Annotated in this window: 22 protein-coding genes and 1 pseudogene; 16 read left to right on the top strand and 7 right to left on the bottom strand. The window is 70.3% G+C overall.

The window, feature by feature from the left end; genetic code table 11:
• Positions 1-15 precede the first annotated feature (15 nt).
• Entirely contained in the window at positions 16-1,587 is a 1,572-nt protein-coding gene (locus OG494_RS42845; RefSeq protein WP_328448691.1) for a beta-N-acetylhexosaminidase, read from the top strand.
• 54 nt (positions 1,588-1,641) lie between these two features.
• On the opposite strand, the gene OG494_RS42840 is transcribed toward OG494_RS42845, so the two are convergent.
• Together OG494_RS42840 and OG494_RS42835 are read right to left on the bottom strand one after the other, a co-directional pair.
• Complete coding sequence (locus tag OG494_RS42840) at positions 1,642-2,232, bottom strand: TetR/AcrR family transcriptional regulator (protein ID WP_328448689.1); 591 nt, start codon at positions 2,230-2,232, stop codon at positions 1,642-1,644.
• Positions 2,222-2,905 (bottom strand): MOSC domain-containing protein, encoded by a 684-nt coding sequence (locus tag OG494_RS42835; RefSeq protein WP_328448687.1) that lies wholly within the window; start codon positions 2,903-2,905, stop codon positions 2,222-2,224. Before OG494_RS42835 ends, OG494_RS42840 begins: the two co-directional genes overlap by 11 nt.
• 53 nt (positions 2,906-2,958) lie before the next feature.
• Here OG494_RS42835 and OG494_RS42830 point away from each other — a divergent pair.
• Positions 2,959-4,335: pseudogene (locus tag OG494_RS42830) on the top strand (M20 family metallopeptidase).
• Here OG494_RS42830 and OG494_RS42825 read toward each other — a convergent pair.
• Both OG494_RS42825 and exaC read right to left on the bottom strand, forming a co-directional pair.
• Positions 4,295-4,672, bottom strand: coding sequence for a DUF779 domain-containing protein (locus OG494_RS42825; RefSeq protein WP_328448686.1), 378 nt, complete (start codon positions 4,670-4,672; stop codon positions 4,295-4,297). The pseudogene OG494_RS42830 and the gene OG494_RS42825 sit on opposite strands and share 41 nt — an antisense overlap.
• On the bottom strand, positions 4,672-6,195 hold the full coding sequence (gene exaC, locus OG494_RS42820; protein ID WP_328448684.1) for an acetaldehyde dehydrogenase ExaC: 1,524 nt from the start codon (positions 6,193-6,195) through the stop codon (positions 4,672-4,674). The genes OG494_RS42825 and exaC overlap by 1 nt, the downstream gene beginning before the upstream one ends.
• A 114-nt stretch (positions 6,196-6,309) precedes the next feature.
• On the opposite strand from exaC, the gene OG494_RS42815 reads away from it, so the two are divergent.
• The 5 genes from OG494_RS42815 to OG494_RS42795 all read left to right on the top strand — a co-directional run bounded on the left by OG494_RS42815 (position 6,310) and on the right by OG494_RS42795 (position 11,295).
• Complete coding sequence (locus OG494_RS42815; protein WP_442874351.1) at positions 6,310-7,785, top strand: GAF domain-containing protein; 1,476 nt, start codon at positions 6,310-6,312, stop codon at positions 7,783-7,785.
• A gap of 211 nt (positions 7,786-7,996) precedes the next feature.
• Positions 7,997-8,794, top strand: a complete 798-nt coding sequence (locus OG494_RS42810; RefSeq protein ID WP_328448682.1) for an SGNH/GDSL hydrolase family protein — start codon at positions 7,997-7,999, stop codon at positions 8,792-8,794.
• A complete protein-coding gene (locus OG494_RS42805) occupies positions 8,773-9,330 on the top strand; it encodes a TetR/AcrR family transcriptional regulator (RefSeq protein ID WP_328448680.1) in 558 nt (185 codons plus the stop codon). The genes OG494_RS42810 and OG494_RS42805 overlap by 22 nt, the downstream gene beginning before the upstream one ends.
• A gap of 160 nt (positions 9,331-9,490) precedes the next feature.
• Positions 9,491-10,636 (top strand): sensor histidine kinase, encoded by a 1,146-nt coding sequence (locus OG494_RS42800; protein WP_328448678.1) that lies wholly within the window; start codon positions 9,491-9,493, stop codon positions 10,634-10,636.
• Positions 10,633-11,295, top strand: coding sequence for a response regulator transcription factor (locus OG494_RS42795; RefSeq protein ID WP_328448676.1), 663 nt, complete (start codon positions 10,633-10,635; stop codon positions 11,293-11,295). Before OG494_RS42800 ends, OG494_RS42795 begins: the two co-directional genes overlap by 4 nt.
• Here the strand turns inward: OG494_RS42795 and OG494_RS42790 are convergent.
• The gene (locus OG494_RS42790) at positions 11,262-11,438 is read right to left on the bottom strand and encodes a hypothetical protein (protein WP_328448674.1); all 177 of its coding nucleotides are present in this window, start codon (positions 11,436-11,438) and stop codon (positions 11,262-11,264) included. The genes OG494_RS42795 and OG494_RS42790 overlap by 34 nt on opposite strands.
• Before the next feature lie 165 nt (positions 11,439-11,603).
• Here OG494_RS42790 and OG494_RS42785 point away from each other — a divergent pair, with 165 nt between their 5' ends.
• From OG494_RS42785 to OG494_RS42770, 4 genes are all read left to right on the top strand, one after another.
• Positions 11,604-12,329 (top strand): DUF2786 domain-containing protein, encoded by a 726-nt coding sequence (locus tag OG494_RS42785; protein ID WP_328448673.1) that lies wholly within the window; start codon positions 11,604-11,606, stop codon positions 12,327-12,329.
• 227 nt (positions 12,330-12,556) lie between these two features.
• A complete protein-coding gene (locus OG494_RS42780) occupies positions 12,557-12,901 on the top strand; it encodes an ArsR/SmtB family transcription factor (RefSeq protein ID WP_328448672.1) in 345 nt (114 codons plus the stop codon).
• Complete coding sequence (locus OG494_RS42775; protein WP_328448670.1) at positions 12,898-13,146, top strand: hypothetical protein; 249 nt, start codon at positions 12,898-12,900, stop codon at positions 13,144-13,146. The genes OG494_RS42780 and OG494_RS42775 overlap by 4 nt, the downstream gene beginning before the upstream one ends.
• A gap of 112 nt (positions 13,147-13,258) precedes the next feature.
• Positions 13,259-15,379 (top strand): MMPL family transporter, encoded by a 2,121-nt coding sequence (locus OG494_RS42770; protein WP_328448668.1) that lies wholly within the window; start codon positions 13,259-13,261, stop codon positions 15,377-15,379.
• Positions 15,380-15,450: 71 nt separating this feature from the next.
• Here the strand turns inward: OG494_RS42770 and OG494_RS42765 are convergent, their stop codons facing one another.
• Complete coding sequence (locus OG494_RS42765; RefSeq protein ID WP_328448666.1) at positions 15,451-17,571, bottom strand: putative bifunctional diguanylate cyclase/phosphodiesterase; 2,121 nt, start codon at positions 17,569-17,571, stop codon at positions 15,451-15,453.
• Between the two features lie 4 nt (positions 17,572-17,575).
• A complete protein-coding gene (locus OG494_RS42760; protein WP_442874350.1) occupies positions 17,576-18,436 on the bottom strand; it encodes an SAM-dependent methyltransferase in 861 nt (286 codons plus the stop codon).
• 182 nt (positions 18,437-18,618) lie between these two features.
• Between OG494_RS42760 and OG494_RS42755 the strand changes: the two genes are divergently transcribed.
• The 5 genes from OG494_RS42755 (at position 18,619) to OG494_RS42735 (ending at position 23,971) form a co-directional block, all read left to right on the top strand.
• The gene (locus tag OG494_RS42755; protein WP_328448664.1) at positions 18,619-19,917 is read left to right on the top strand and encodes a cytochrome P450; all 1,299 of its coding nucleotides are present in this window, start codon (positions 18,619-18,621) and stop codon (positions 19,915-19,917) included.
• A gap of 73 nt (positions 19,918-19,990) precedes the next feature.
• Complete coding sequence (locus OG494_RS42750; protein ID WP_328448662.1) at positions 19,991-20,926, top strand: alpha/beta hydrolase; 936 nt, start codon at positions 19,991-19,993, stop codon at positions 20,924-20,926.
• 103 nt (positions 20,927-21,029) lie between these two features.
• On the top strand, positions 21,030-21,971 hold the full coding sequence (locus OG494_RS42745; protein WP_328448660.1) for a ParA family protein: 942 nt from the start codon (positions 21,030-21,032) through the stop codon (positions 21,969-21,971).
• Positions 21,968-22,576, top strand: a complete 609-nt coding sequence (locus OG494_RS42740; RefSeq protein WP_328448658.1) for a Rho termination factor N-terminal domain-containing protein — start codon at positions 21,968-21,970, stop codon at positions 22,574-22,576. The genes OG494_RS42745 and OG494_RS42740 overlap by 4 nt, the downstream gene beginning before the upstream one ends.
• A gap of 6 nt (positions 22,577-22,582) precedes the next feature.
• Complete coding sequence (locus OG494_RS42735) at positions 22,583-23,971, top strand: CBS domain-containing protein (protein ID WP_328448656.1); 1,389 nt, start codon at positions 22,583-22,585, stop codon at positions 23,969-23,971.
• Positions 23,972-23,984 lie beyond the last annotated feature (13 nt).

Here is a 23,984-nt window from a genome sequence, read left to right as displayed (position 1 = left end):
ACCGGAGGTGCTTTGATGCGCTTGTCCAGAGCCGTCTTGACCGCGGCTGTCGTGAGTCTGACGGCAGTCGGCCTGCCCGCCGCCGCCGCGGCGGCCCCCGCCACCACCACCCCCGAACGCAGCGTGACCGACGTCGTCCCCGCGCCGGTCTCGGCGAAAGCCGACACGAAGGCGGACTTCCGGCTCACGCCGTTCACCGTGATCAGCGCCGATCGGGGCGCCGGCCAGGTCGCGGACTACTTGCGCGGCCTGCTGCGCCCGGCCACCGGCTACCCGCTGCCGGTCGTGCCGCGCGCGTGGGGCCTGCCCGCGATCTCGCTCGAGCTGGGTCACGACGCCCGGCTCGGCACCGAGGGTTACCAGCTGAAGGTCGCGCGCAACGGCGTCTCCCTGTCGGCCAACACCGCGGACGGGCTCTTCGAAGGCGTCCAGTCGCTGCGGCAGCTGCTGCCGTCGGCGATCGAGGCGAAGCACGTGCAGCACCGGACGTGGACCGTCGCCGGCGGCACGATCCTCGACTACCCGCGCTTCGGCGAACGCGGCGCGATGCTCGACGTCGCCCGGCACTTCTTCCAGCCGGACCAGGTCAAGCTGTACATCGACCAGATCGCCCAGTACAAGCTCAACACGCTGCACCTGCACCTGGCCGACGACCAGGGCTGGCGCATCGAGATCAAGAGCTGGCCGAAGCTGGCGACCGTCGGCGGCAAGACGGCCGCGTACGGCGACCCCGGCGGCTACTACACGCAGAAGCAGTACAAGGACATCGTCGCGTACGCGGCTTCGCGGCACATCACGGTGATCCCGGAGATCGACATGCCGGGCCACACGAACGCGGCGCAGTCGACGTACGCGGAGCTGAACTGCGACGGCAAGGCCGTCCCGGTGCGCACCGACACCGAGGTCGGCTACAGCTCGCTGTGCATCTCGTCGCCGATCACCTACAAGTTCGTCGACGACGTCGTGCGCGAGCTGTCGGCCATCACGCCGGGCCGGTACCTCCACATCGGCGGCGACGAGGCCCACGCGACGCCCCCGGCGGACTACATCACTTTCCAGCAGAAGGTGGCGCCGATCGTCGCGAAGTACGGCAAGAAGATCACCGGCTGGCACGAGATCGCCAAGGCCACGCCGCCGGTGTCGGCGATCCCGCAGTACTGGGACTTCGGCGGTGACAACGCCTCCGTCGCCGCCGCGGCGGCCCGGGGCAACAAGATCCTGATGTCGCCGGCGAACTACGCGTACCTGGACATGAAGTACGACGAGTCCACGCCGCTGGGCCAGGACTGGGCCGCCCTGGTCGAGGTGAAGGACGGCTACAACTGGGACCCGGCGTCGCTGGTGACCGGCGTCGGCGAGAGCCAGGTCGCGGGCGTCGAAGCTCCACTGTGGACGGAGACCATCCGCACGAGCGACGACATCGAGTACATGGCGTTCCCGCGCCTGCCGGGCATCGCGGAGATCGGCTGGTCCCCGAAGGCCACGCACAACTGGGACGCCTACCGCCTGCGCCTGGCGAAGCAGTCCCCCCGCTGGACCCTCGAAGGCATCAACTTCTACCGCAGCCCCCAGGTCGACTGGAAGTAAGCAGGTGGTCCCGTTGTCGTGAGTGTTTAGGGCGGTTAGAACCGCCCTAAACACTCACGACAGTCTTGCGCCGATGGCTCGCCTGGCCAGGGTGTAGGGGGTGGCGGTGCCGGTGAGGACGGAGTCCGCGTTCGCCGCTCGGCCCAGCGCGTGCAGTTCGAAAGCCAGGACTTCGGGGTCCGTCTCGACGTGGCCCAGGGTTACTGCCTCGAGAGCCGACGCGCGGATGAAGTCCGCGAATGAGCCGCTCGCCGCCGCCACCGCGTCGTGGACCCGGCCCGGGCGCGCATCGAACTCCGCGCCGACGTTGAAGAAGAAGCAGCCACCCGGGAAGACGCGCTTTTCCGAGTAGTCCAGCCAGTTCTCGCAGATCGCCCGCAGCCGCGGCAGACCCGGCGGCACCTCCGTCGCCGGCGTCACGACGTGCGAGCGGAAGATCTCGAACGCCGCCTCGACCGTCGCGAGCTGCAGTTCCTCCTTGGAGCCGAACAGGGCGAAGACGCCGCTCTTGCTCAGCTCCAGCTCGGTGGCCAGCCGGCCGAGGGACAGCCCGTCGAGCCCGTCGACCGACGCGACGTCCACAGCGCGCCGCAGCACCAAGCGGCGGGTCGCGTCGCCGCGGGCCAGCCGCCCGTCAACCGGCACGGCGGGCCCGCCAGCGGTCCACAGTGGACTGGATCCCGGCGCTCCACTGCTCGGCGAGCGCGGGTGCCGCCAGCACGCGGTCGGCGAAGTCCAGCGCGGCCCCGACGTGCTCCGGCGGCAGCTGCCCGTAGTTCGCGAACGAGATGACGTACACCTCGGCGACCGTCGGCCCGTCCGCGCGCTCGACCAGTTCGACCGCACCCGACGTCGGCACGGTGCCCGGCCGCAGCACGCGCAGGTACCACCCGGAGCGCCCCGAGTCGATCATCGCCGGGACGGCGTCCTTGCGGCCGGTCTTCATCGCGAGCTTGAAACACGGCGACCGCGGCTGGGAGACCTGCACGAGCGCGTCACCCCAGGCCCAGACGTCCCCGATCCGCACGTCGTCCTCGGTGAGCCCGGACAGGGAGATGTTCTCGCCGAAGTCGGCCGTCGACACCTCGAAACCGTCCTCGCGCCAGGCCGCGTAGTGCTCGGCCGGGTAGACGTAGACCGCCTTGTCGGGGCCGCCGTGCACGGTGAGGTCGGCCTGCCGGTCGCCGTCGAGGTTCAGCTCGGTGAGGTTCAGCTCCGGCGCTGTGACCAGCGCCTTGGTGATCCCGCTCAGAACCGGCAGCTCGCGCCGGTACCCCAGGACGCTCGGTTCCCCCACGTAAACGCTGTCGACGTTCATGCTCCGAAGATAGCACGATCGTTCGTATTGTTTCCCACCTCTAGGCTGAGGTCATGGAACTGCTCGACCAGGCCCGCGCCCACGTCGACTCCGGCGCTCTCTTCGCCGAACTGGCCACGCTCGTCGCGTACCCCACGGTCAGCGACGCGCCCGAAGGCCGCGTCGCCATCCAGGCTTACCTCGACGAAGTCCTCACGCCCGCGCTGACGGCGCTGGGCTGCGAAGTCACGCAGCACGCGAACCCGGCCCCGGCGGGTGGCCCGTTCCTGGTCGGCGTCCGCGTCGAGGATCCCGGCTTGCCGACGCTGCTCTGCTACGGCCACGCCGACGTCGTCGGGGAGGCCGGCGAGTGGGGCGAAGGGCGAGGCCCGTGGACGCTCACCGCCGACGGCGACCGCTGGTACGGCCGCGGCACCGCGGACAACAAGGGTCAGCACCTGATCAACCTGACGGCCTTGCGGCTCCTGCTCGCCGACCGCGGCAACCTCGGCTTCAACCTCAAGTTCCTCTTCGAGACCGGCGAGGAGATCGGTTCACCCGGCCTCACCGAGTTCGCCGCGCAGGAAAAGGACCTCCTCGAAGCCGACGTCCTCATCGCCTCCGACGGCCCGCGCCTGGACGCCGCGACACCGACGCTGTTCCTCGGCGCGCGTGGTGCCATCCGGTTCGCGCTCGACATCGACCTGCGCCCGGACGCCTACCACTCCGGGAACTGAGGCGGGGTCCTGCGCAACCCGGCCACCACGCTCACCGGGGCGATCGCGAGCCTGGTCGACGGCCACGGCCGCGTCCAGGTGCCCGAACTGCTCCCGCCGGAACTCCCCGAGAGCGTGCGCGCGGCACTCGACGGCCTCAAGATCGCCAACACGCCCGGAGACCCGGTACCGGACGAAGGCTGGGGCGCGCCGGGCCTGACCGCCGCGGAACGGCTCTACGGCTGGAACACCCTCGAAGTCCTCGCGCTCGACGCGGGCGACGTCGACCGGCCGGTCAACGCGATCCCCGGCCGCGCGCGGGCGGTCCTGCAACTGCGGTACGTCGCCGGGACCGACGTCGGGAAGATCCCGGATGCGGTCACGAATCACCTTGCCGCAAAAGGGTTCCCGATGGTCGAGGTGACCGTCGGCGGCGACTTCCGGGCCAGCCGCACGCCAGTCGACGACCCGTGGGTCGGCTGGGCCAAGGCCGCGCTCGACGAGGTCGCCGCCCAGCCCGTCGCGCTCCTGCCGAACTTCGGTGGCGGCCTGCCCAACCACGTCTTCACCGACGTCCTCGGCCTGGCGACGCTGTGGCTGCCGCACTCCTACCCCGGCTGCCTGCAGCACGCGCCGGACGAGCACCTGCTCGCCCCGGTCGCCCGGGAAGGGCTGGTGCTCGCCACGGCGTTGTTCAGTGCTTTCGGTTCAGCGCCGCCGACTCCTCGTCGGTGAACAGGCGGGAGCGGATCAGGAAGCGCACGCCTTCGGGCGCCTCCAGCGAAAACCCGCTCCCGCGGCCCGGGACGACGTCGACCGTCAGGTGCGTGTGCTTCCAGTACGCGAACTGCGGTCCCGACATCCAGAACGGCACGTCTTCCATGCCCTCGACGACCAGGTCGCCGAGGCGCACGTCGGTCTGGCCGGTCTTGAACTCGCCCTTCGGGTAGCACATCGGGGCGCTTCCGTCGCAGCACCCGCCGGACTGGTGGAACATCACCGGTCCGTGGGTCGCCGCGAGCTTCCGGAGGAGGTCGGCCGCCTCCTCCGTCAACGCCACCCGCTCGGTCATCAGAAGAACCCGAGCGCCTGGTCGGAGTAGGAGACCAGCATGTTCTTCGTCTGCTGGTAGTGATCCAGCATCATCTTGTGGTTCTCCCGCCCGATGCCGGACGCCTTGTAGCCGCCGAAGGCCGCGTGGGCCGGGTAGGCGTGGTAGTTGTTCACCCACACGCGCCCCGCCTGGATGTCGCGGCCGGCCCGGTAGGCGGTGTTGCCGTCCCGGGACCAGACGCCGGCGCCGAGGCCGTAGAGGGTGTCGTTGGCGATCTTCATGGCGTCGTCGTAGTCGTCGAACTTCGTCACCGACACGACCGGGCCGAAGATCTCCTCCTGGAAGATCCGCATCTTGTTGTCGCCCGCGAAGACCGTCGGCTCGACGTAGTAACCGCCGGACAGGTCGCCGCCGAGGTCGCTGCGGCCGCCGCCGATCAGGATCTCGGCGCCTTCCTGCTTGCCGATGTCGATGTAGGACAGGATCTTCTCGAGCTGGTCGTTGGACGCCTGCGCGCCGATCATCGTGTCGGTGTCGAGCGGGTGGCCCTGCTTGATCTTGCGGACGCGCTCGACGGCGTCACCCATGAACTTGTCGTAGATGCCCGTCTGGACCAGCGCCCGCGACGGGCAGGTGCAGACCTCGCCCTGGTTCAGCGCGAAGAGCGTGAAGCCCTCCTGCGCCTTGTTGTAGAAGGCGTCGTTCTGCGCGGCGACGTCGTCGAAGAAGATGTTCGGGCTCTTGCCGCCCAGCTCGACGGTCACCGGGATGATGTTCTCGCTGGCGTACTGCAGGATCAGCCGCCCGGTCGTCGTCTCACCGGTGAAGGCGACCTTGCGGACGCGGTTGCTGGAGGCCAGCGGCTTGCCGGCCTCGACGCCGAAGCCGTTGACGATGTTCAGCACGCCCGGCGGGATCAGGTCGCCGATGATCGACATCAGCACGTGGATCGACGCCGGGGTCTGCTCGGCCGGCTTGAGCACGATCGCGTTGCCCGCGGCCAGCGCCGGGGCGAGCTTCCAGACCGCCATCAGGATCGGGAAGTTCCACGGGATGATCTGCGCGACCACACCGAGCGGCTCGTGGAAGTGGTAGGCGACGGTGTTCTCGTCGATCTGCGAGATGCCGCCCTCCTGGGCGCGCAGCGCGCCGGCGAAGTAGCGGAAGTGGTCGATGGCCAGCGGGATGTCGGCGGCGAGCGTCTCGCGGACGGCCTTGCCGTTCTCCCAGGCCTCGGCGACCGCGATCTTCTCGAGGTTCTGCTCCATCCGGTCGGCGATCTTCAGCAGGACCCCGGCGCGTTCCTCGACCGAGGTCTTGCCCCACGCGGGGGCCGCGCCCCAGGCCGCGTCGAGGGCCTTCTCGACGTCCGGCGCGGTGCCGCGGGCGATCTCGCAGAAGGTCTTCCCGGTGACGGGAGTCGGGTTCTCGAAGTACTGGCCGCCGGCGGGCGGCACGTATTCGCCGCCGATGTAGTGGTCGTAGCGTGACTCGAAGCTGACGACGCTGCCTTCGGTGTTCGGTGCGGCGTACTGGACCATCTTCCCTGCCTCATTGCTCGGAGTGACGGCTCTTCTCGGGCGCCGCCGAACGTAGGCCGGGCAACGTTGCACGGACGTTGCAGCCCTGTGAGCTGGCTCTCTACTCTCAAGAACGTGGCAGAGGCGCCCGAGCCCGAGATGCTGCGCGATCCGGAGTCGTACGCGCGGCTGCTCGAACACGTCCGCGCGGCGGTGCTGGCCGGGCTGCCGGGCCCGCGTTCGCCACGCTCCGTGGTCTCGGCGTCCTGGGACCGGTCGCTGGCCGCGCACGTCGACCCGGACGAGGGTGAAGCGCCGTTCGTCTACGACGTCGACGTGCTGACGGCGTTGCGGGAAGCCCACCCGCTGGCGCCCGTGCTGCCGGTGCTGCGGCAGATGCTGGTGAGCATCGCCGACGACGCCGAGCACGTGATGATCGTGACCGACGCCGAGGGCCTGATCCTGTGGCGCGAGGGCGCCGCGAACCAGCTGGTGCGCGCCGACCACGTCGGCCTTTCCGAAGGCACCCGGTGGAGCGAGTCGGCGATCGGCACGAACGCCATGGGCACGACCCTGGCGACCGGCGAGCCGGTGCAGATCTACTCGGCCGAGCACCTGGTCCGGCGCTACCACACGTGGACGTGCGCGGCGGCACCCGTGCGCGACCCGGAAACCGGCGTGCTGCTCGGCTCGATCGACGTCAGCGGCCCGCTGCGCACGGTCCACCCGGCGATGTTGTCGCTGGTCACGGCGACGGCGCAGCTCGCCGAAGGGCAGCTGCGCGCCCAGCTCGCGGTCCGCGACGAGCGGCTGCGGCGCGTCAACATGCCCCACCTGGAAGCCCTGCGCGGCCGCCCCGGCGCGCTGCTCTCGGCGAGCGGCCGGGTGCTCGCGGCCCAGGCGTGCCTGCTGCCGGCCACGGTGGACGTCCGTCGCGGCGGCGGCACGGTCGCCCTCCCCGACGGCCGGATCGCGACGATGGAGCCACTGGCCGAGGGCTACCTGCTCCGGCTGCGCTCCGGCGGCAGCGGCGGCCACCGCCCCCGGCTGCGCCTCGAGTACCTGGCCGACGGCGCCGGATCGACCACAGTGGACGGTCGCGACGTGCCGTTCACCTTGCGCCACGCGGAAATCCTGACGCTCTTGGCGTTGCACCCGAACGGCCTCTCGGCCGAGCGGCTCGCGTTGCAGCTCTACGGCGAGTCGGGCAACCCGGTGACGGTCCGCGCGGAGATCCACCGCCTGCGTTCCCAGCTGGGCGCGACGGTGGTGCAGACCCGCCCGTACCGCCTGGCGGCCGAGGTGGACGCGGATTTCGTGAAGGCGCGGTCGCTGCTGCGCTCGGGTTCGCCGTCGGACGTGCTGCAGGTGTTCCGCGGGCCGCTGCTGCCGGAGTCCGAGGCCCCGGCGATCCGCGAAGAACGTGAGACGCTCACGGCCCAGGTCCGCCAGGTGGCACTGAACAGCACCGACCCGGCGGTGCTGTGGTCGTTCTGGGAAACCTCGTGCGGCGTCGACGACTTCGAGATCCTGGACGCGCTGCTGACGACGCTCCCGCCGTCGGACCCCCGCCGCGCGGCCGTCTCGGCCCACCGCGCCCGGCTCGCCTGACCCAGCCCCCAGGACGCCGGTCCCACCCCTCAGCCCACGCGCCCCACCGAGTCGTCACTTTCCCTAGGAAAGATGCAACGCCTCACGTGGATTTTACCGACGCACCCGGCCTTGACCTCGGGATCAGTCGAGGGCACCCGATGTAGACAGCGTCTACAGAAGTTTGATAGACAGTGTCCACAAGGTGAACCACGGGTTACGGAGATCGGGAATGAGCTACCACCGTTTCGTCGTCCTCGGCGACAGCTGCGCCGAAGGTCTCGACGACCCGTACCCCGGCCGGCACCAGTACCGCGGCTGGGCGGACTTCGTCGCCGCGCGCTTGGCGGAGGAGGAGCCGCGCTTCCGGTACGCGAACCTCGCCGTCCGCGGGCGGCGGCTCGACCAGATCGTGCCCGAGCAGGTGCCCGCCGCGACCCGCCTCGAACCCGACCTGATCGCGCTCTTCGGCGGCGGCAACGACGTCATGAGCCGGGGCTGGGACGCGCGGACCGTGGCCCGCCGGGTCGACGCCGCCATCCGGGCCTGCACCGAGATCGCGCCCACCGTCGTCACCTTCACCCTCAGCGACGTCTCGAACCGGATGCCGCTGGGCGCGCGGATGCGGCCGCGGATCGTCGCGCTCAACGAGGCCATCCGCGAGGCCGCCGTCAGCTACGGCGCGCGGCTCGTCGACCTGTGGCCCGACCAGGCCGCCACCGACTCGCGCTACTTCGGCGCCGACCGGCTCCACCTGTCCACGCACGGGCACCACCGGCTCGCCGCCTACGTCCTCGGCCTACTCGGCCTCGACCACGACCCCGGCTGGCTCGCGCCACTGCCCGGTACGCCGTCCCACGGCGGCTGGCGCGCGGACCTGCACTGGGTGCTGCGGGAGGTGCTCCCGGTCGCCGTCACGCGCACGCGCAACCGGATGATCGGCCGCCAGCCCGGCGACGGCTTCTTCGCCAAACGCCCCGACCTGCTCCCGATCACCTTGGACGAGGCATGGGCACCCGGCAACGCCTGATCGACACCGCGTCCGAGCTGCTGGCCGGCGAGGGCGTCGACGCCGTGACGCTGCGCGGAATCGCGAAGGCGGCCGGCGTCTCGCACGGCGCGCCCCTGCGGCACTTCTCCGGGCGCGCCGAGCTGCTGTCGGCCGTCGCGACCCGCGGGTACGCCGACCTGCTCGCCCGCCGCGAGACGCTGCCGGAGACGTCGCCACGCGAGCGGCTCACCGCCGCCTGCCACAGCTACGTCGACTTCGCGCTGGCCAACCCGGCGATGTTCGAGCTGATGTTCCGCCGCGACCTGATCGACGCGACCGACCCGGCGCTCTCGGCGGCGGCGAGCGCGGTGTTCGACACCTTCGCCGTCCTGGTGGCCGCCGTGCCGACGCCGATCGCGCGGTCCGGCGCCGACCTGCGGCTGGTCGCCGCGTCACTCTGGGCGGCGTTGCACGGCCTCGCGCAGCTCTGGCTCTGGGGCGGGCTGGCCGGGGCGAGCTTCGCACCGTCACCCGAATCGGCGCTGGCCGTCACGCTCGACGCGTATCTCGGCTGACGCCCGGCGAAGAGGGGGCTCCGGAGACCTCCCCCGGCCCCGGTGGGGCACCCTCTCCGCCGAGTCAGTGGCCGACCGTAGTGGCGGACAGCCACCCAGCGGAAGCAACTGACGAGGTAGCCGGGGTAAACCTTCGCGGTACACCGGTAGCTTCCTCACCGTGACGGCACTGCGTGAACTGCGGGCGCGGCCACGGCTGGCCGACGCCGTGCTCGCGCTGCTCGTCGCGGGTTACCAGCTGGCCGGCGCCACCGAGCTGGGTGACCCCTTCGGCGCCCACGCGCGCCCTCTGGGGCTGGTGCTTGCCGCCGTCAGCGCGTTGCCGCTCGCGGCGCGCCGCCGCTTCCCGATCACGACGCTGGTCGCCTGCGTCGCCCTGATGGGCGTGTTCTACGCGCTCGGCTTCCGCTCGCAGCTCGGCCAGCTCAGCGTGATCGTGGCCGCGTACACCGTCTGGGCGCACTGCCGGTTCCGCGACGCGCTCGCCGTCACCGTGTTCGGCCTGATCGCCTACGAGACGTCGATGTTGTTCGGCAGCCCGGTCTCCCCGGTCGGCGACACGCTGCTGTCGCTGCTGCTCGCGACCGGCGTCGCGGCGATCGGGCGCACCGCCTACGTCCGCAGCCACCGGCTTCGCGACGCCGAGCACGACACCGAGCTGGCCGTCGCGGAGGAGCGCGTCCGGATCGCGCACGAGCTGCACGACGTCGTCTCGCACCACCTTTCGGTGATCTCCGTGCAGGCCAACCTCGCCCGGTACGTCTTCGATTCGGCGCCGGACACCGCGCGGGGTGCGCTGGACACGATCACCGGCACGACCACCGAAGCGCTCGACGAGCTGCGACGCCTCCTCAGCGTGCTCCGCCCGCCGCAGTACCCGCTCGAGGGGTACCGGCCGCAACCCGGGCTCGACGACCTCGAGACGCTCGCCGCCCGGGTCCGCGAAGCCGGGATCGCGGTCGGCCTCCAGGTCGCCGGCACGCCCCGGACGCTGCCGCCCGGCCAGCAGCTGTGCGCGTTCCGCGTCGCGCAGGAAGCCCTGACGAACGTCCTCAAGCACGGCGGCGCCACGGCCGAACTGACGCTGGACTACCGGACCGAGCACCTGGTCCTCGCCGTCACCGATCCCGGCGGCGGGCCGGCCGGCCCGCCGAACCCGGGCGGGCACGGGCTGATCGGCATGCGCGAACGGGCCCGGATGTACGGTGGCGTGATCGAGATCGGCCCCCGCGACCCGGCCGGGTTCGCCGTCGTGCTGACGCTGCCGTACCCGCGGCCGCTCGCCCAACCGCAGGAGCCCGAGTGACGAGTGTGCTGGTGGTCGACGACCAGGACCTCGTCCGCGCCGGGTTCGTCGCGCTGCTGGGCGCGGTGCCGGACATCGACGTCGCGGGCGAAGCGCGTGACGGCCTGGAGGCGATCGGGAAGGCGGCGGCGCTGCGGCCGGACGTCATCCTGATGGACATCCGGCTGCCGGGCCTGGACGGCGTCAAGGCGACCGAACGGATCCTCGCCACGGCCGAGGCACCGCGCCCGAGCGTGCTGATGCTGACCGTCTTCGACCTCGACGAGTACGTCTACACGGCGTTGCGCGCGGGCGCGGCGGGCTTCCTGCTCAAGGACAGCCCGACGGAGACGCTGATCGCCGGCATCCACGCGGTCGCCCGCGGCGACATGCTGTTCGGCCCGACGATCACCCGCCGGCTCGTCGAGGCGTTCACCCGGACCCCGCCGGAATCGCCCACCGCGTCACCGGCGCTGGCCGCGCTGACCGACCGCGAGCTGGAGGTGCTGCGGTTCGTCGGTACCGGCGTCCCGAACGGCTGGATCGCGGCCGAGCTGCGGGTCAGCGAAGCGACGGTGAAGACCCACCTCAACCGGCTGATGGCCAAGCTCGGCATCTCCAGCCGCGCGCAGGCCGTCGTGGTGGCCTACGAAACCGGGCTGGTCCGGCCGGGAGCTTGAGCAAGGTCCCGCCGCACGGCGAGCATGGTGCGCTCCGGGCCGAAGCCGAGCTCGCGGTTGACGCGGATCATGTGCGCGTTCTCCGCCCCGGTCGTGGTGCTGATCCGCACGGGTCCCGGAAGCTCGGCGAGCAGCCACCGCACCGGTCTCCTCGTGGATCGCGACGACAACCCGCTGTTCGAGCCCCGGTGCCCACCGGGCAGCGGGTTCCTCAGCCGCCCGATCAGTTCCGCCGGCGGAAGCCGCGGCTTCCGCGACACGCTCACCCGGTGCGAGCGCCCGAACACCTGATCGAATAAGCTCCGCCCATGTCCGAGTCAGACCCGCAGCTCGAGCGCATCCGCAAGCTCCTGGCCAAGGCCGAGGACCCGGCGGTCACCGAAGCGGAAGCCGAGGCGTACAACAAGAAGGCCGCCGAGCTCGTCGCCCGGTACGGCATCGACCAGGCGATGCTCGCGGAGACCGGCGCGAGCGTCGACGACATCGGCACGCTCACCATCCCGATGGACGACCCCTACAGCCGGGACAAGGCGAGCCTGCTCACCTCGGTCGCCTACCCGCTGCGCTGCCGGACCCTGCTGCACCGCGTCGGCCAGAAGGTCGAGAGCGTCACGGTGTTCGGCTACCAGTCCGACCTCGGCCGCGTGGAGCTGTTGTTCACCAGCCTCCTGCTGCAGGCGAGCACCCAGCTGAACCGCGTCCGGCCCGGCGGTTTCTTCCCCGGCGAGTCTCTCGCCGCGTACCGGCGCACGTGGCTGCACGGTTTCGCCCGCGCGGTCCACGAACGGCTTTCGCTGGCCGAACAAGAGGCCGTCCGCACGGCCGCGCCCGGCGCGCGCTCGGCGGAACTCGTGGTCCGGGACCGCTCGGCCCTGGTCCAGCACCGCTTCGACGAGGAGTACGGCGACCTGCGCTCGGCCGCGCCCCGGCGCCTGTCCGGCAGCGGTTACCTCGACGGCCACGACGCCGGCACGAAGGCGAACCTCGACCCGTCGGCACTGACGCGGCGGCGGAGGGCGTTGCCCGTCCGCTGAGCGTCGCCGCCATCCCGCGGTCCCGAAGCCGGAGTACACGGCCCGCCGCCGGCAGCCCACCCACGAGCGCCCGGGTCGTCAAGGTCGGCCCGTTCACGGTGACGCCGGCGGGTGCACTCGTCGACGGCCTGCGTCGAGCCGAACGACTGGATGAACCGTCTCGGGGATCACCCCGATGGACCTCCGCGCCACCACCTGCTAATTTTTGTTTGCATGTGGAGGACGCCGTGACCGAGCCCACCGGGGACGAGCTCGTCCGGCTGCTGGGGACCCTGGCGAATCCGCACCGGCTGCGGATCGTCGCGGCCTTGCTGGCCGAGCGCGCCTACGTCAGCGAGCTGGCGCGCGAACTGCGGATCAGCCGCGCGCTCCTGCAGGTGCACCTGCGCAAGCTCGAGGCCGCGGGCCTGGTCACGGCCAGCTTCGAGGTCGGCGAAGACGGCAAGACGCTGCGGTTCTACGAGCTCACGCCGTTCTCCGTCGTGCTGACGCCGAAGGCGATCGCGGCCGCCGTGCCGACGCTGACCACACCGGAGTCCGTCCGCGGGGACGGCGAGGAGGGACGGACATGAACTGGCACCAGTGGCAGGAGATCATCGGCGTGACCGGGGTCTTCGTCCTGATCACCGTCGTGCTCACGGTCGGGATCGTGCAGCTCGCCACGAGCTGGCGCGCCAAGGCCGCGCTGGCCCGCGAGCACGAATACCGGTCGCTCGCGGAGAAAGCCGTGCGGACGCAGGAGGAAACCGAACGGCAGCTGCGGGACGTCCAGGACCGCCTGCGGTCCATCGAACACGTGCTCAAGGAGGTCGACTGACCTGAGGCCCTGGACCGCCGAGCGGCAACTCGGCGGCCCAGGAAGAAGAAGCACCCACTCGCCCGAGGGCGAGCTCTCATCGGATCACTCCTTCACGGAAGGACTTTAGTTCATGCTGCCTGCAGGCACGCCCGTGGTCGAACGCGTCGCGCGCTGGTCGACGCACCACCGCGCCGCGGCGATCTTCGGCTGGCTCGCGCTTGTCGCGCTCGCCTGGGTCATCGGCACGTTCACTCCCGGCACCGACGCGCGCTCGAGTCCCGCCGGCGACGCCGGCACCGGTCAAGCGGCCCTCGACCGCCAGGACGCCCGCGAACCGTTCTGGGAAAACGTCCTGGTCCCCCGCGATTCTCCCGCCACCACAACGGACTTGGTGACGGCGCTGGCGGCGTCCGGTGCGGTGGCCGACATCCGCAGCCCACTGGCCGATCCGGCGCAGGTCTCCGCCGACGGCCGGTCCGGCCTGGTCACCTTCCGGCTTCTCGGCACCGGCACCGAAATCCGGGCGAACCTCGTGACGGCGACCGCCGCCGTCGACGCGGTGGCCGCGCGGCACCCGGGTGACCGGCTCGCGCAAGCGGGCGACCTCAGCGTGTCCGGCGCGGTCGACCGGAGCATCAAGGAGGACATCGGCCGGTCCGAGACGCGCTCGCTCCCGCTCACCCTGCTGATCCTGCTGGTCGTGTTCGGGTCGCTGGTCGCGGCGGCGATCCCGGTGCTGCTGGCGGGCACCACCGTGCTCGCGACGTTCGGCCTCCTGTCCGCAGTGGACAACTGGATTCCGGTCAACAGCGCCACTTCCTCGATGACGCTGCTGATCGGGATGGCCGTCGGCGTCGACTATTCGCTGTTCTTCCTGCGCCGCGTCCGGGAAGAACGCGCGCACGGCGTCGAAGAGTCGATCCGGATCGCGGCGCGGACGTCCGGGCACGTGATCGTCGTGTCGGGACTGACGGTCGCGCTGTGCGTGACCGGCCTGCTGTGCACCGGCCTCGACAACCTCCGCGGCCTGACGGTGAGCACCATCCTCGTCGTCGGGCTCGCGGTCCTGGCGTCGGTGACGGTGCTCCCCGCCACGCTCTCACTGCTCGGAGATCGCGTCGACCGCGCGCGAATCCCGTGGCTGGGCCGGCGTCGCACGGTCGCGACGCGCTCGCGGTTCTGGGCCGGCGTCGCGTCGATCGTGACCCGGCGGCCGGCGCTGTGGACCGGGATCGCCGCCGGGCTACTGGTCCTGCTCGCCCTGCCCGCGATCGGGATCCGGCTGCAGGACCCGGCCCCGACCGAAAGCCTGCCGCGCAGCGTCCCGGTGATCGACGCGGCCGCGCGCGTCCAGGAGGCTTTCCCGGGCAGCACCATGCCGGCGCACGTCGTCCTGTGGAGCGACCGCGGCCCGGTCGACACACCCGCGGTCCGCCGGGCGATCGACGAATTCACCGCCCGGACCCCGAAGCCGGCAGTCGTGGTACCCGTGGGTGACGCGCTCGTCGTGCGCGTCCCGCTCGGTGGTTCCGGGAACGACGAAGCGGCCGACCGCACCCTCACGGCGTTGCGGGAAACCCTGCTGCCCCAGTCGATCGGCCGGCTCGACGGCGTCCGCTTCGCGGTCGCGGGCCGGACCGCCGAGGCCCACGACTTCACCGCGCGAGTCCTGGAGCGGGCGCCCTACGTCTTCGGGTTCATCCTGCTGCTCGCGTTCGTGTTGCTGCTCGTGGTGTTCCGTTCGGTGGTGGTGCCGGCGGTGTCGATCCTGCTCAACCTGCTGTCGGTCGGCGCGGCCTACGGCGTCCTCACGCTGGTGTTCCAGGACGGCTTTCTCGCGCCACTACTGGGTTTCACCCCCTACGGCGGGGTGCTCGGCTGGCTGCCGATGTTCCTGTTCGTGCTGTTGTTCGGCCTGAGCACCGACTACCACATCTTCATCCTGAGCCGGATCCGCGAACGCCGCCAGGCGGGCAGCCCGGCGCGCGAGGCGATCGTCGAAGGCACGGCGGGCAGTTCCGGCGTGGTGACGAGCGCGGCGCTGATCATGACGGGCGTGTTCAGCATTTTCCTGAGCCTCGCGGCGATCGAGTACAAGATGCTGGGCCTGGGCATGGCTTTCGCGATCCTCCTGGACGCGACGGTGGTCCGGGGTGTCCTGCTCCCGGCGGCCCTGTCCCTGTTCGGCGACCGCCTGTGGAACCCGGTAGCACCTCGGGAAGATCCGTCCAGGACGTTTCACTTTTCCTGACAGATCGCCTCCTGCACGGTGACCGGTCATCGCGGCTTTCTTCCGCACCACCACGATGACCGGTCACCGGCTCAGACGAGCAGTTCGACGACCGCGCCCGCCGTGTCGGCCGCGCCGAAGTAGTCGCCGGTGGCCAGGTCCGCGCCGGCGTCCCGCCACCAGTCCGCCTGGCCCGCGGTGTCGATGCCGTCGACGACCAGCGTGGCACCGACCTGCCGGACCAGGGGCACCAGCTCGCCGAGGAACGTCGAGTCCGTCCACGCCTGCCATTCGGCGAGCCGCCGGGCGACCCGCACGACCCCGACCGGGAGGTCCTCGATCGCCCGCAGGTCGTCCGGCCCCATGCCGAACTCGTCGAGCAGCACGCGGACGCCGAGCCCGGTCAGCGCGGTCAGGTTCTCGACCACCCCGGACGTCCCCAGCGCGCCGACCGGGACCCCGATCATCAGCTGTTCCGGCGGCAGGCCGGAATCCGCCAGCAGCCCGGTGACACGGGTGCCCAGCGCCTCGTCCGTCACCTGGTGCTCGGTGAGGCCCGCGACCACGGGCAGCCCGAAGTCCAGGCGCTGGTGCCACCACTCGCCCTGCCGGCTCGCCGTCCGCAGCGCCCAGTCGCCCAGCGGCAGGACGAGCCCGGTCGCTTCGGCCAGCTCGGCACAGCGTTCGTGCGCCAGCGGCTCGCTCGGCCGGTCCCAGTGCAGCCGCGCTTCGACGCCGGCCAGCTCACCGTCCGCAAGCCGCACCATCGGCCGGTACCGCACCTCGATCTCGCCGTTCTCCCACGCCCCGGCCATGCCGACGGCGAGCCCCTGCGCCCGCCGGTCCGCGGCGTCGGCGACCGGGTCGAACATCTTCCACTGCCCGCGCCGCCGGGCCTTGGCCCGCCGCAGCGTCTGGTCCGCCGCGCGCAGCAGCTCACCCGGGTCGATACCCTTCACCGGCCGGTGCACCACCCCGGCACTGGCCGACAGCGCCAGCCCGTGGCCCTCGACGAAGAACGGCTCGGCGAGCTCGTCGTTGATGGCGCGCACGATGGTGTCGATGGACGGCGTCATCGCCGTGTTCTCGATCAGGATGCCGAACTCGTCGCTGTGGAAGCGGGCGATCATCGCCCGCTCGTGCGCCACGACGGCCTTCAACCGCTGCGCGAAGTGCACGAGCACCTGTTCGCCGACGCGCCGGCCGAGGCTGTTGCAGATCATGCCGAACGCGTCGAGGTCGACGTGGAGCAGCGTGACGCCGTGGACCGGGTCCGCGCGCCGCAGGGCCGCCTCGAGGTGGGTGCCGAAGTACTGGCGGTTCGGCAGGCCGGTCAGGACGTCGTGCAGGGCCTGCCGGCTCAGCTCGCTCTGCAGCAGCATCAGTTCGGTGCCGTCCTCGACCACCACGACGAAGTGCCGGGGCCGGTCACCGGCGTCGCGCAGCAGGGACGCGGTGAGCGAGATGCGCGCGACGTCACCGTCCTTGCGCAGCAGCCGCTGGGACTGCCGGATCCGGTCGCGGCCGCCGTCTTCGAGCAGTGTCTGCATGGCTTCACGGAAGATCTCGACGGAATCCGGGTGCACGAGGTCGTAGAGCCCCGTCCCGGTCAGCTCGCCGGAGGGGTGGCCGAGCATGTCGGCGAGCGCGGTGTTGGCCCGCGCGATCCGGCCGTCGAGCCGGACGACCGCGATGCCGCTCGCCGACGACGTGACCACCTCGTCGAAGCGCGCTTCGCTCTCCTTGAGGTTCCACTGCGCGTCCCGCACCGCCTTGAGCAGCGACAGGTGCATGATCTCCTGCTGGTCGAGGACGCTGCGTTCGTGCGCGAGCAGGAAGCCGCAGGACAGCGCGCCCAGCCCGAGCACGATCCGCTCGGCGAACCGGTCCGGCGGCTGGAGTTCCGCCAGCGCCGGCAACCCCTTTCCGAGGACGTCGAGCGTGCACCGCAGGCCCGGCTCGCCGACGTAACCGAGCGACACCAGCCGTTGCCCGATCCGCTCCGCGGCCGAGGTGCCCGCCGGCCGCTCCAGCAGGTGCGCGCAGAAGGCGTCGAGCAGGCCGCGCAGTTCTTCCTCGAGCCCTTCGCGGCTCAGTGACACGACGGTGACGCCACTGAGCAGATACGCCCACTTGCGGGCGAGCAGGTTCCGCTCGCGCGCCGGATCGGACGTATCCGCCGAACCGTCCGGCCGGTGATCGGGTTTCGCCATTTATTCAGCCTTGCTGTGCTTTCGCTCGCGCGGATCGGTCACCGTCGGCGTTCTTGCTGCCGATTCCCGCGTAAACCAGTGTGTTCATGTCGGCGGTCCCGGAGATGTCCGACGGACCGGCCGGCCGCCATTCGCCGCACCCGACCAGACCGGGTTCGACGATTTCGAATCCGGCGAACAACGCGGTCACTTCTTCGTGCGTTCGCAATGTCACCTGGTCCGGGCTCCGGCTTTCCTTGATCGCGTCGGTCGCTTCGGTGAGGTTCTCGCCCTGGTGGTCACCCGTGACGTGGGTGACGGCGAGAAAACTGCCGTCCGCCAGGGCCGCGCGGTAGCGGCCGACGAGCTCGCGCGGCCCGGACTCGTCCGGGATCCAGTGCAGCATCAGCAACATCAGCAACCCGAGCGGCTCGTCGAGGTCGAGCAGGCCGCGGACCTGCGGGGAGTCGAGGATCGTCTCCGGGTCACGCATGTCGGCCCGCACGATCGCGGCGTGATCGTTGCCCGCCAGCAGCAATTCGCTGTGCGCGACCGCCACCGGGTCGCGATCCACGTACACCACCCGGCATTCCGGGTCGCAGGCCTGCGCCACCTCGTGCACGTTCGCCACCGTCGGGATCCCCGAGCCGACGTCGAGGAACTGCCGGATCCCGTGGTCGACCATGAACCGCACCGCGCGCCCGAGGAACGCGCGGTTCACGCGCGCGGCCTCGCGCAGGCCGGGCATCACGTGCTCGATCTGCGCGCCCACGGCGCGATCGACGGCGAAGTTGTGCCGTCCCCCCAGCATGAAGTCGTAGGTGCGCGCCATGCTCGGCACGGAGATGTCGACACCCGGTGGCACCCATTCCGGTGATCGTGTCACAGAGAACACCTTCTAGTCACATCGGGAATGGCCCCGAGTTTAGCCATCCCGCGCGGTTCCCTCGCTGCGCCATATGCGTGACCGCAGACCACCCGTTCGGGCACTGTCACGCTCGACCGGACGCGCCTACCGTAGGCCGTCTCGTTGGCGGAATCCACACAATGGCGTAACGAGGAGTCCTCATGACCGTCCCGGTCGCACCGGGCCGGTGGCCTTTTCTCGGGCACACCCCGGCGCTCCTTCGGCGACGCTTCGTATTCACCGACGCATTGCACGAACACGGCGAGATCGTCAAAATCTACCTCGGCCCGGCACCCACCTACTTCGTCACCAGTCCACGGCTGAGTCACGAAGTGCTGGTCACGGCCGGGCCGAAGTTCCGCAAGGGCGCCATGTTCGACAAGTTCCGGCCGTTCGTCGGGAATGGCCTGGTGCTTTCGAACGGTGACTTCCACATGCGGCAGCGGCGGCTGATGCAGCCGGCGTTCCACCGCGACCGCTTGACCGCGTACGTGGAAACCATGCGCCGCGCGGCCGCCGAACTGGGCGACTCGTGGCAGCCGGGCGAAGTGCGGAAGATCGACGAAGACCTGCAGGGCCTGGCGGTGACGATCGTCGGCGAGGCCCTGTTCTCCACCGAGCTCGGGAAAGAGGCGATCGCCGAAGCACGCCGTTCCATCTATCTGATCATCCAGCAGGGAATGATTCGCGCGCTGTCGCCGAAGTTCGTCGAAAAACTGCCGATTCCCGGAAACCGCCGGTTCGACGAGGCCATCACCCGGATGCAGGCGATCGTGCTGGAGGTGATCCGCGAGTGGCGGGCCGACGGCGTCGACCGCGGCGACCTCCTGTCGATGCTGCTGCTGGCCGGCATGACCGACGAGCAAGCGCGCGACGAGGTTCTCACCCTGCTCACCGCCGGCATCGAGACGACCGCGCTCGCGCTGGCCTGGACGTTCCACGAGCTCGGCCGCAACCCCGACGTGGAAGCGCGGGTGCACACCGAAATCGACGAGGTGCTGGCCGGCCGCCCGGTCACCGGCGACGACCTGCACCGGCTGGTCTACGTCCGGCAGGTCGTCGACGAGGTGCTGCGCCAGTACCCGCTCTGGATGCTGATGCGCCGGACCCTCACCGAAGTCCGGCTCGGCGACGAGCGGCTGCCGGAGGGGGCCGAGGTGATCGTCAGCCCGCACGCCCTGCACCACGATCCCGCCAGCTTCGAGGCTCCCGGGCGGTTCGATCCCGACCGCTGGTCGCCGGAGCGCGCGAAGCAGCTGCCGAAGGGCGCGTTCATCCCGTTCGGGGCGGGCTCCCGGCAGTGTGTCGGGAACGTCTTCGCCCAGAACGAAATCGTCATCACCGTGGCCACGGTGGCCGCGCGCTGGCGGCTGGTCCCGGTCCCGGGCCGGCCGGTGCGCGTCAAGTTCACCTCCGCCGCGTACCCCGAAAGCCTGCCGATGACGGCAGTCCGTCGCTAGTTGGAGGTAGTTCTCCTTGCTTCGCCAAGCTTTCCGCCGCCTTTGTGCTGCCCTGCTCCTGATCGCGGCGGCGATGTCCGTACCGATCCCGGCCCACGCGGACACGGTCACCTGTCAGGACCTGTACGTCCCGGTCGCGCTGGGCCGAATGCACGGCCGCCTCTGCGCGCCGTCCCAGGCCGACACGGTGGTGGTCCTGATCCCCGGCGGCACGTACAACGCGTCCTACTGGGACATCGCCTACACGCCGGAGCTGCGTTCGTTCCGCCTGGCGATGAACCAGGCCGGCGTGGCGACACTCGCGGTCGACCGCATGGGCACGGGCTCGAGCTCCCAGCCCCTGAGCGCCCTCTTGTCGGCAACAGCCCAAGCGAACGCGGTCCACCAGGTGATCCAGTCGATCCGCACGCGCTTCACGAAGGTGATCGTCGGCGGTCACTCGATCGGCTCGGCGATGGCGATGATCGAAGCGGGAACCTTCCACGACGTCGACGGCGTCCTGGTGACGGACATGACGCACCGGATGAACTACGTCACCGTGATCCCGGTGCTGGCCAACATGATCCCGGCACCCCTGGACCCCCGGCTCGGCAGCCGCGGCCTGGACGCGGGCTACCTGACGACGTCCCCGGGAACCCGCTACACGGCGTTCCACACCCCCGGCCCGAACGACCCGGGCGCGATCGCGTACGACGAGTCCACAAAGGACGTCTTCGCGGTGACGGAGGCGGTGGACACGATCGCGATGACCACGGTGGTCATCCCGGCTTCCCAGCAGATCACGGTCCCGGTGTTCCTGGTGGTGGGCGACGACCCGCACTTCTGCGGCCCCCTGGCGAGCGACTGCTCGTCGCCGGAGGCACTGCGGGCTTCGGAGGCCCCGTTCTTCGCCCCGGCGGCGCGCCTGCAAACGTACATCCTGAACGGCTACGGCCACGCGATCAACTACGCCCCGAACGCCGGAACGTACTTCACCCAGGTGACGAACTGGCTCCAGACCGTTTCCTGACAGGCAGAAAGAGGACAAGGAATTGCCAGTTCGATGACACCCGCGCGCGCCGGTCCGGTTTCTGCGAAAGTCGTAGACCGGATCGGCGAGCGGGGAGAGCCATATGCGGGTCGTGGCGGTCATGAACTACAAGGGCGGCGTGGGCAAGACCACCCTCACCGCGAACCTCGGCGCGGTGGCCGCCGCCCGCGGCCTGCGTGTCCTCCTCCTCGACCTCGACCCGCAGACCAACCTGACCTTCTCGTTCTTCACCGTCGACGATTGGCAAAACCGGCTCAAGGACAACCGCACGATCAAGCAGTGGTACGACTCCGAAATACTCGGACGGGACATCTCCCTGGCCGACCTCGTCGTCACACCGGAACGGGTCAACCACGTTCTCCGGAACTCCACCGGCCGGCTCGACCTGATCTCCTCCCACCTCGGCCTGATCGACATCGACCTCGAACTCGCTGCCTTGCTGGGCGGGAGCACCACCCTCGACGGATCGAAGCGGAAGTTCCTGGACCTGCACAGTTGCCTCCGGGATGCACTGGAGGACAACCACTTCGACGACTACGACCTGGTGCTGATCGACTGCGCCCCGAACTTCGGGCTGGTCACCAAGACGGCGATCGTGGCCAGCGAACAGATCCTGGTACCCGCCAAGGCGGACTACCTGTCGACGTTGGGACTGGACTACCTGGCCGGCAACTGCGCGGGACTGGTGCAGCAGTTCAACGACTACGTGAATCACAAACCTGATTCCGGAACCTACCGGCCGATCGACCCGGGGTTCCTGGGAGTCGTCTTCACCATGGTGCAGATCTACTCGCAACAGGTGGTACTGGCCCAGCACCGCTACATCGAGGAGGTCGCCGCGAACTCGGTGGTTCCCGTGCTGAAGAGCAGGATCCGCAACAGCTCGAGCCACTTCGGCGACGCCGGCGAGAGCGGTGTCCCGGCGATGCTGCGCACCAACGGGAAGGACGACGTCGTCCGGGAATTCGACCAGCTGGCCGACGAGGTGCTGAGCGCACTCGCCCTGTCGGGTGATCGCCGATGAGCGAGCTGAAGAGCTTCGCCGTCCTGCAGGCCAGGATCTACGAGTTCCTGGCACAGCAGGACGAGACGACGCTGCAGGCGATCGTCAGCGGAGAGGCGCAGCTGACGGTTCTCCGCCCGGGCACGGCACCTGCTGCCGCGCCCGTCGCGGCACCGTCCGACGACCGGTCGCGCAAGCTTTCGGACCTGACGGTGCCCAAGCTGAAGGAGATGGCCGAACAGCTGGGCCTGACCCGGTACAAGAGCCTCAAGAAGGCCGCTCTCGTAGCCCTCCTGGCCGGCCAAGACCAGCCCGAGGCGACCGCGCCCGAGCCGATCGCCGAGGAGGCGGCAAAGCCGGCCACCGCGCCGGATCCGCCGCCGGCACCCGCGGAACCGAGCGCCGACGTCGCGGCCATCACCGCGCGCCTGAGCGAGATCGAAACTGAGGCGGACGGCGCCGCGTACCTCAAGGCGCAGCACCTGGACCGGGAGACCCTGCTCGCCGTCGCGGCTGAGTTGCAGCTCACGCGAGTGGAACGTCTGACCCACACAGAGCTCCAGAAAAAAGTACTGAGGCAAGCGATCGGTGCGCGGCGCAGGTTCGCCGGCCTGCGGAAGTGGTGAGCGCCGGTGACCGAGGAAGCAGGGGAAACCGGCGGCCGCTCGATGTACCTCATCCGCGGCCGCCGCGTGATGGTCTCGGACCTGCTGGAGGCGGGGCTGATCGAGGCCGGCGCGAAGCTCAGGTTCAACCGCGCCCGCATCGGTGCGACCTACACCGCGACGGTGACGGGCAAAGGCCGGATCCGGCTCGAGCCCGACGGCGAGGAGTTCCGCTCGCCCTCCCGGGCCGCCATGGTGGCCGCGGGCATGCGGGCGGTCGACGGCTGGCGGGCGTGGTGGGTCGTCGACCAGGACCGGCTGCTGGACAACGTGCGCCAGGAGCTGCTCGACCGGGCGATCTCCCGGGTAGCGCACCAGCAGACCGAAGACAAGGTGCGTCAGCGCATCCACGAACGCCTTCGGCAAGCCCGCAGCCGCGCGGACGAGCACGCCCCGGAACAGATCACCGTCCGCGAGCTCCTGGCGTTCTGGGGCGCGAAGGAGCGTGGCGACCAGGTCAGCCAGATCGAGGCGGACCTGGCGAACCACGGACTGGTGACGTCACCCAGTTTCCGCGCCGTCACCCTAGACACGCTGGTGTCGCTGACAACACCGCCCGACGAAGCGGAAGTACCCGCGACGGTGGGCTCGCCCGTCGCCGGCGAACTGCCGGTCGCCGAGGACGACGAAGGTGATGACGACCTGAACGTCCGCCTGACGGTGGGCAACCTGTCACCGCTCGAGGGCGTGGAGTCCGTCGGCCCGAACAGCACGCTGCACGAGGCGATCACGAAGATGGTCATCAACGACTATTCGCAGCTGGCCGTCCTCAGCGGCCCCCGCAACCCGCGCGGCGCCCTGACGTGGCGCTCGATCGCCCAGGCGATACACCGGAAACCGGACGCGACGGTCGCCGACGCGATCATCACGCACGTGGAGGTCGTCGCGTACGACCGAGACCTCTTCGAGGTCCTTCCCGCGCTGCAGCACCATGAGTTCGTGTTCGTCACGGACATCGGCAAGGCGGTGATGGGCATCGTCACCACAGCGGACGTCGCCCGGCGCTACGGCGAGATGGCCACCCCGTTCTTCCAGCTCGGCGAGCTGGACCAAACCCTCCGCTGGGTCTTGAAGGGCGCCTTGGACCTCAGCACGGTCCAGCCGTTCTGCCGCAGACCGATCGAGAGCTTCGACGACCTGGGTTTCGGCGACTACGAGCACATCCTGGAGAACAAGGACATCTGGCAGAAGCTGGCGTGGCCCCTGGACCGCCAAGTCTTCATCGCCCGCCTGGCGGAGATCCGCACGGTCCGCAACAAGGTGATGCACTTCCACCCGGACCCCCTCTCCGAGGACGCCACCAAGAAGCTGCGCAACTTCACCAGACTGCTGCACCGCTACCGCGACCCAACCTGACGAAAGCCAACCC

The sequence above is a fragment of the Amycolatopsis sp. NBC_00438 genome, from assembly GCF_036026695.1.
In the GTDB taxonomy this organism is placed as follows: Bacteria; Actinomycetota; Actinomycetes; order Mycobacteriales; family Pseudonocardiaceae; genus Amycolatopsis.
This window is presented reverse-complemented; position numbering and strand designations above follow the sequence as displayed.

Bases quoted from the DNA above. Each gene is read 5' to 3' on its own strand.
- OG494_RS42845 (WP_328448691.1), top strand. From the start codon at position 16: ATGCGCTTGTCCAGAGCCGTCTTGACCGCGGCTGTCGTGAGTCTGACG.
- OG494_RS42835 (WP_328448687.1), bottom strand. From the start codon at position 2,905: ATGAACGTCGACAGCGTTTACGTGGGGGAACCGAGCGTCCTGGGGTAC.
- OG494_RS42825 (WP_328448686.1), bottom strand. From the start codon at position 4,672: ATGACCGAGCGGGTGGCGTTGACGGAGGAGGCGGCCGACCTCCTCCGG.
- exaC (WP_328448684.1), bottom strand. From the start codon at position 6,195: ATGGTCCAGTACGCCGCACCGAACACCGAAGGCAGCGTCGTCAGCTTC.
- OG494_RS42810 (WP_328448682.1), top strand. From the start codon at position 7,997: ATGAGCTACCACCGTTTCGTCGTCCTCGGCGACAGCTGCGCCGAAGGT.
- OG494_RS42805 (WP_328448680.1), top strand. From the start codon at position 8,773: ATGGGCACCCGGCAACGCCTGATCGACACCGCGTCCGAGCTGCTGGCC.
- OG494_RS42785 (WP_328448673.1), top strand. From the start codon at position 11,604: ATGTCCGAGTCAGACCCGCAGCTCGAGCGCATCCGCAAGCTCCTGGCC.
- OG494_RS42775 (WP_328448670.1), top strand. From the start codon at position 12,898: ATGAACTGGCACCAGTGGCAGGAGATCATCGGCGTGACCGGGGTCTTC.
- OG494_RS42770 (WP_328448668.1), top strand. From the start codon at position 13,259: ATGCTGCCTGCAGGCACGCCCGTGGTCGAACGCGTCGCGCGCTGGTCG.
- OG494_RS42765 (WP_328448666.1), bottom strand. From the start codon at position 17,571: ATGGCGAAACCCGATCACCGGCCGGACGGTTCGGCGGATACGTCCGAT.
- OG494_RS42755 (WP_328448664.1), top strand. From the start codon at position 18,619: ATGACCGTCCCGGTCGCACCGGGCCGGTGGCCTTTTCTCGGGCACACC.
- OG494_RS42750 (WP_328448662.1), top strand. From the start codon at position 19,991: ATGTCCGTACCGATCCCGGCCCACGCGGACACGGTCACCTGTCAGGAC.
- OG494_RS42745 (WP_328448660.1), top strand. From the start codon at position 21,030: ATGCGGGTCGTGGCGGTCATGAACTACAAGGGCGGCGTGGGCAAGACC.
- OG494_RS42740 (WP_328448658.1), top strand. From the start codon at position 21,968: ATGAGCGAGCTGAAGAGCTTCGCCGTCCTGCAGGCCAGGATCTACGAG.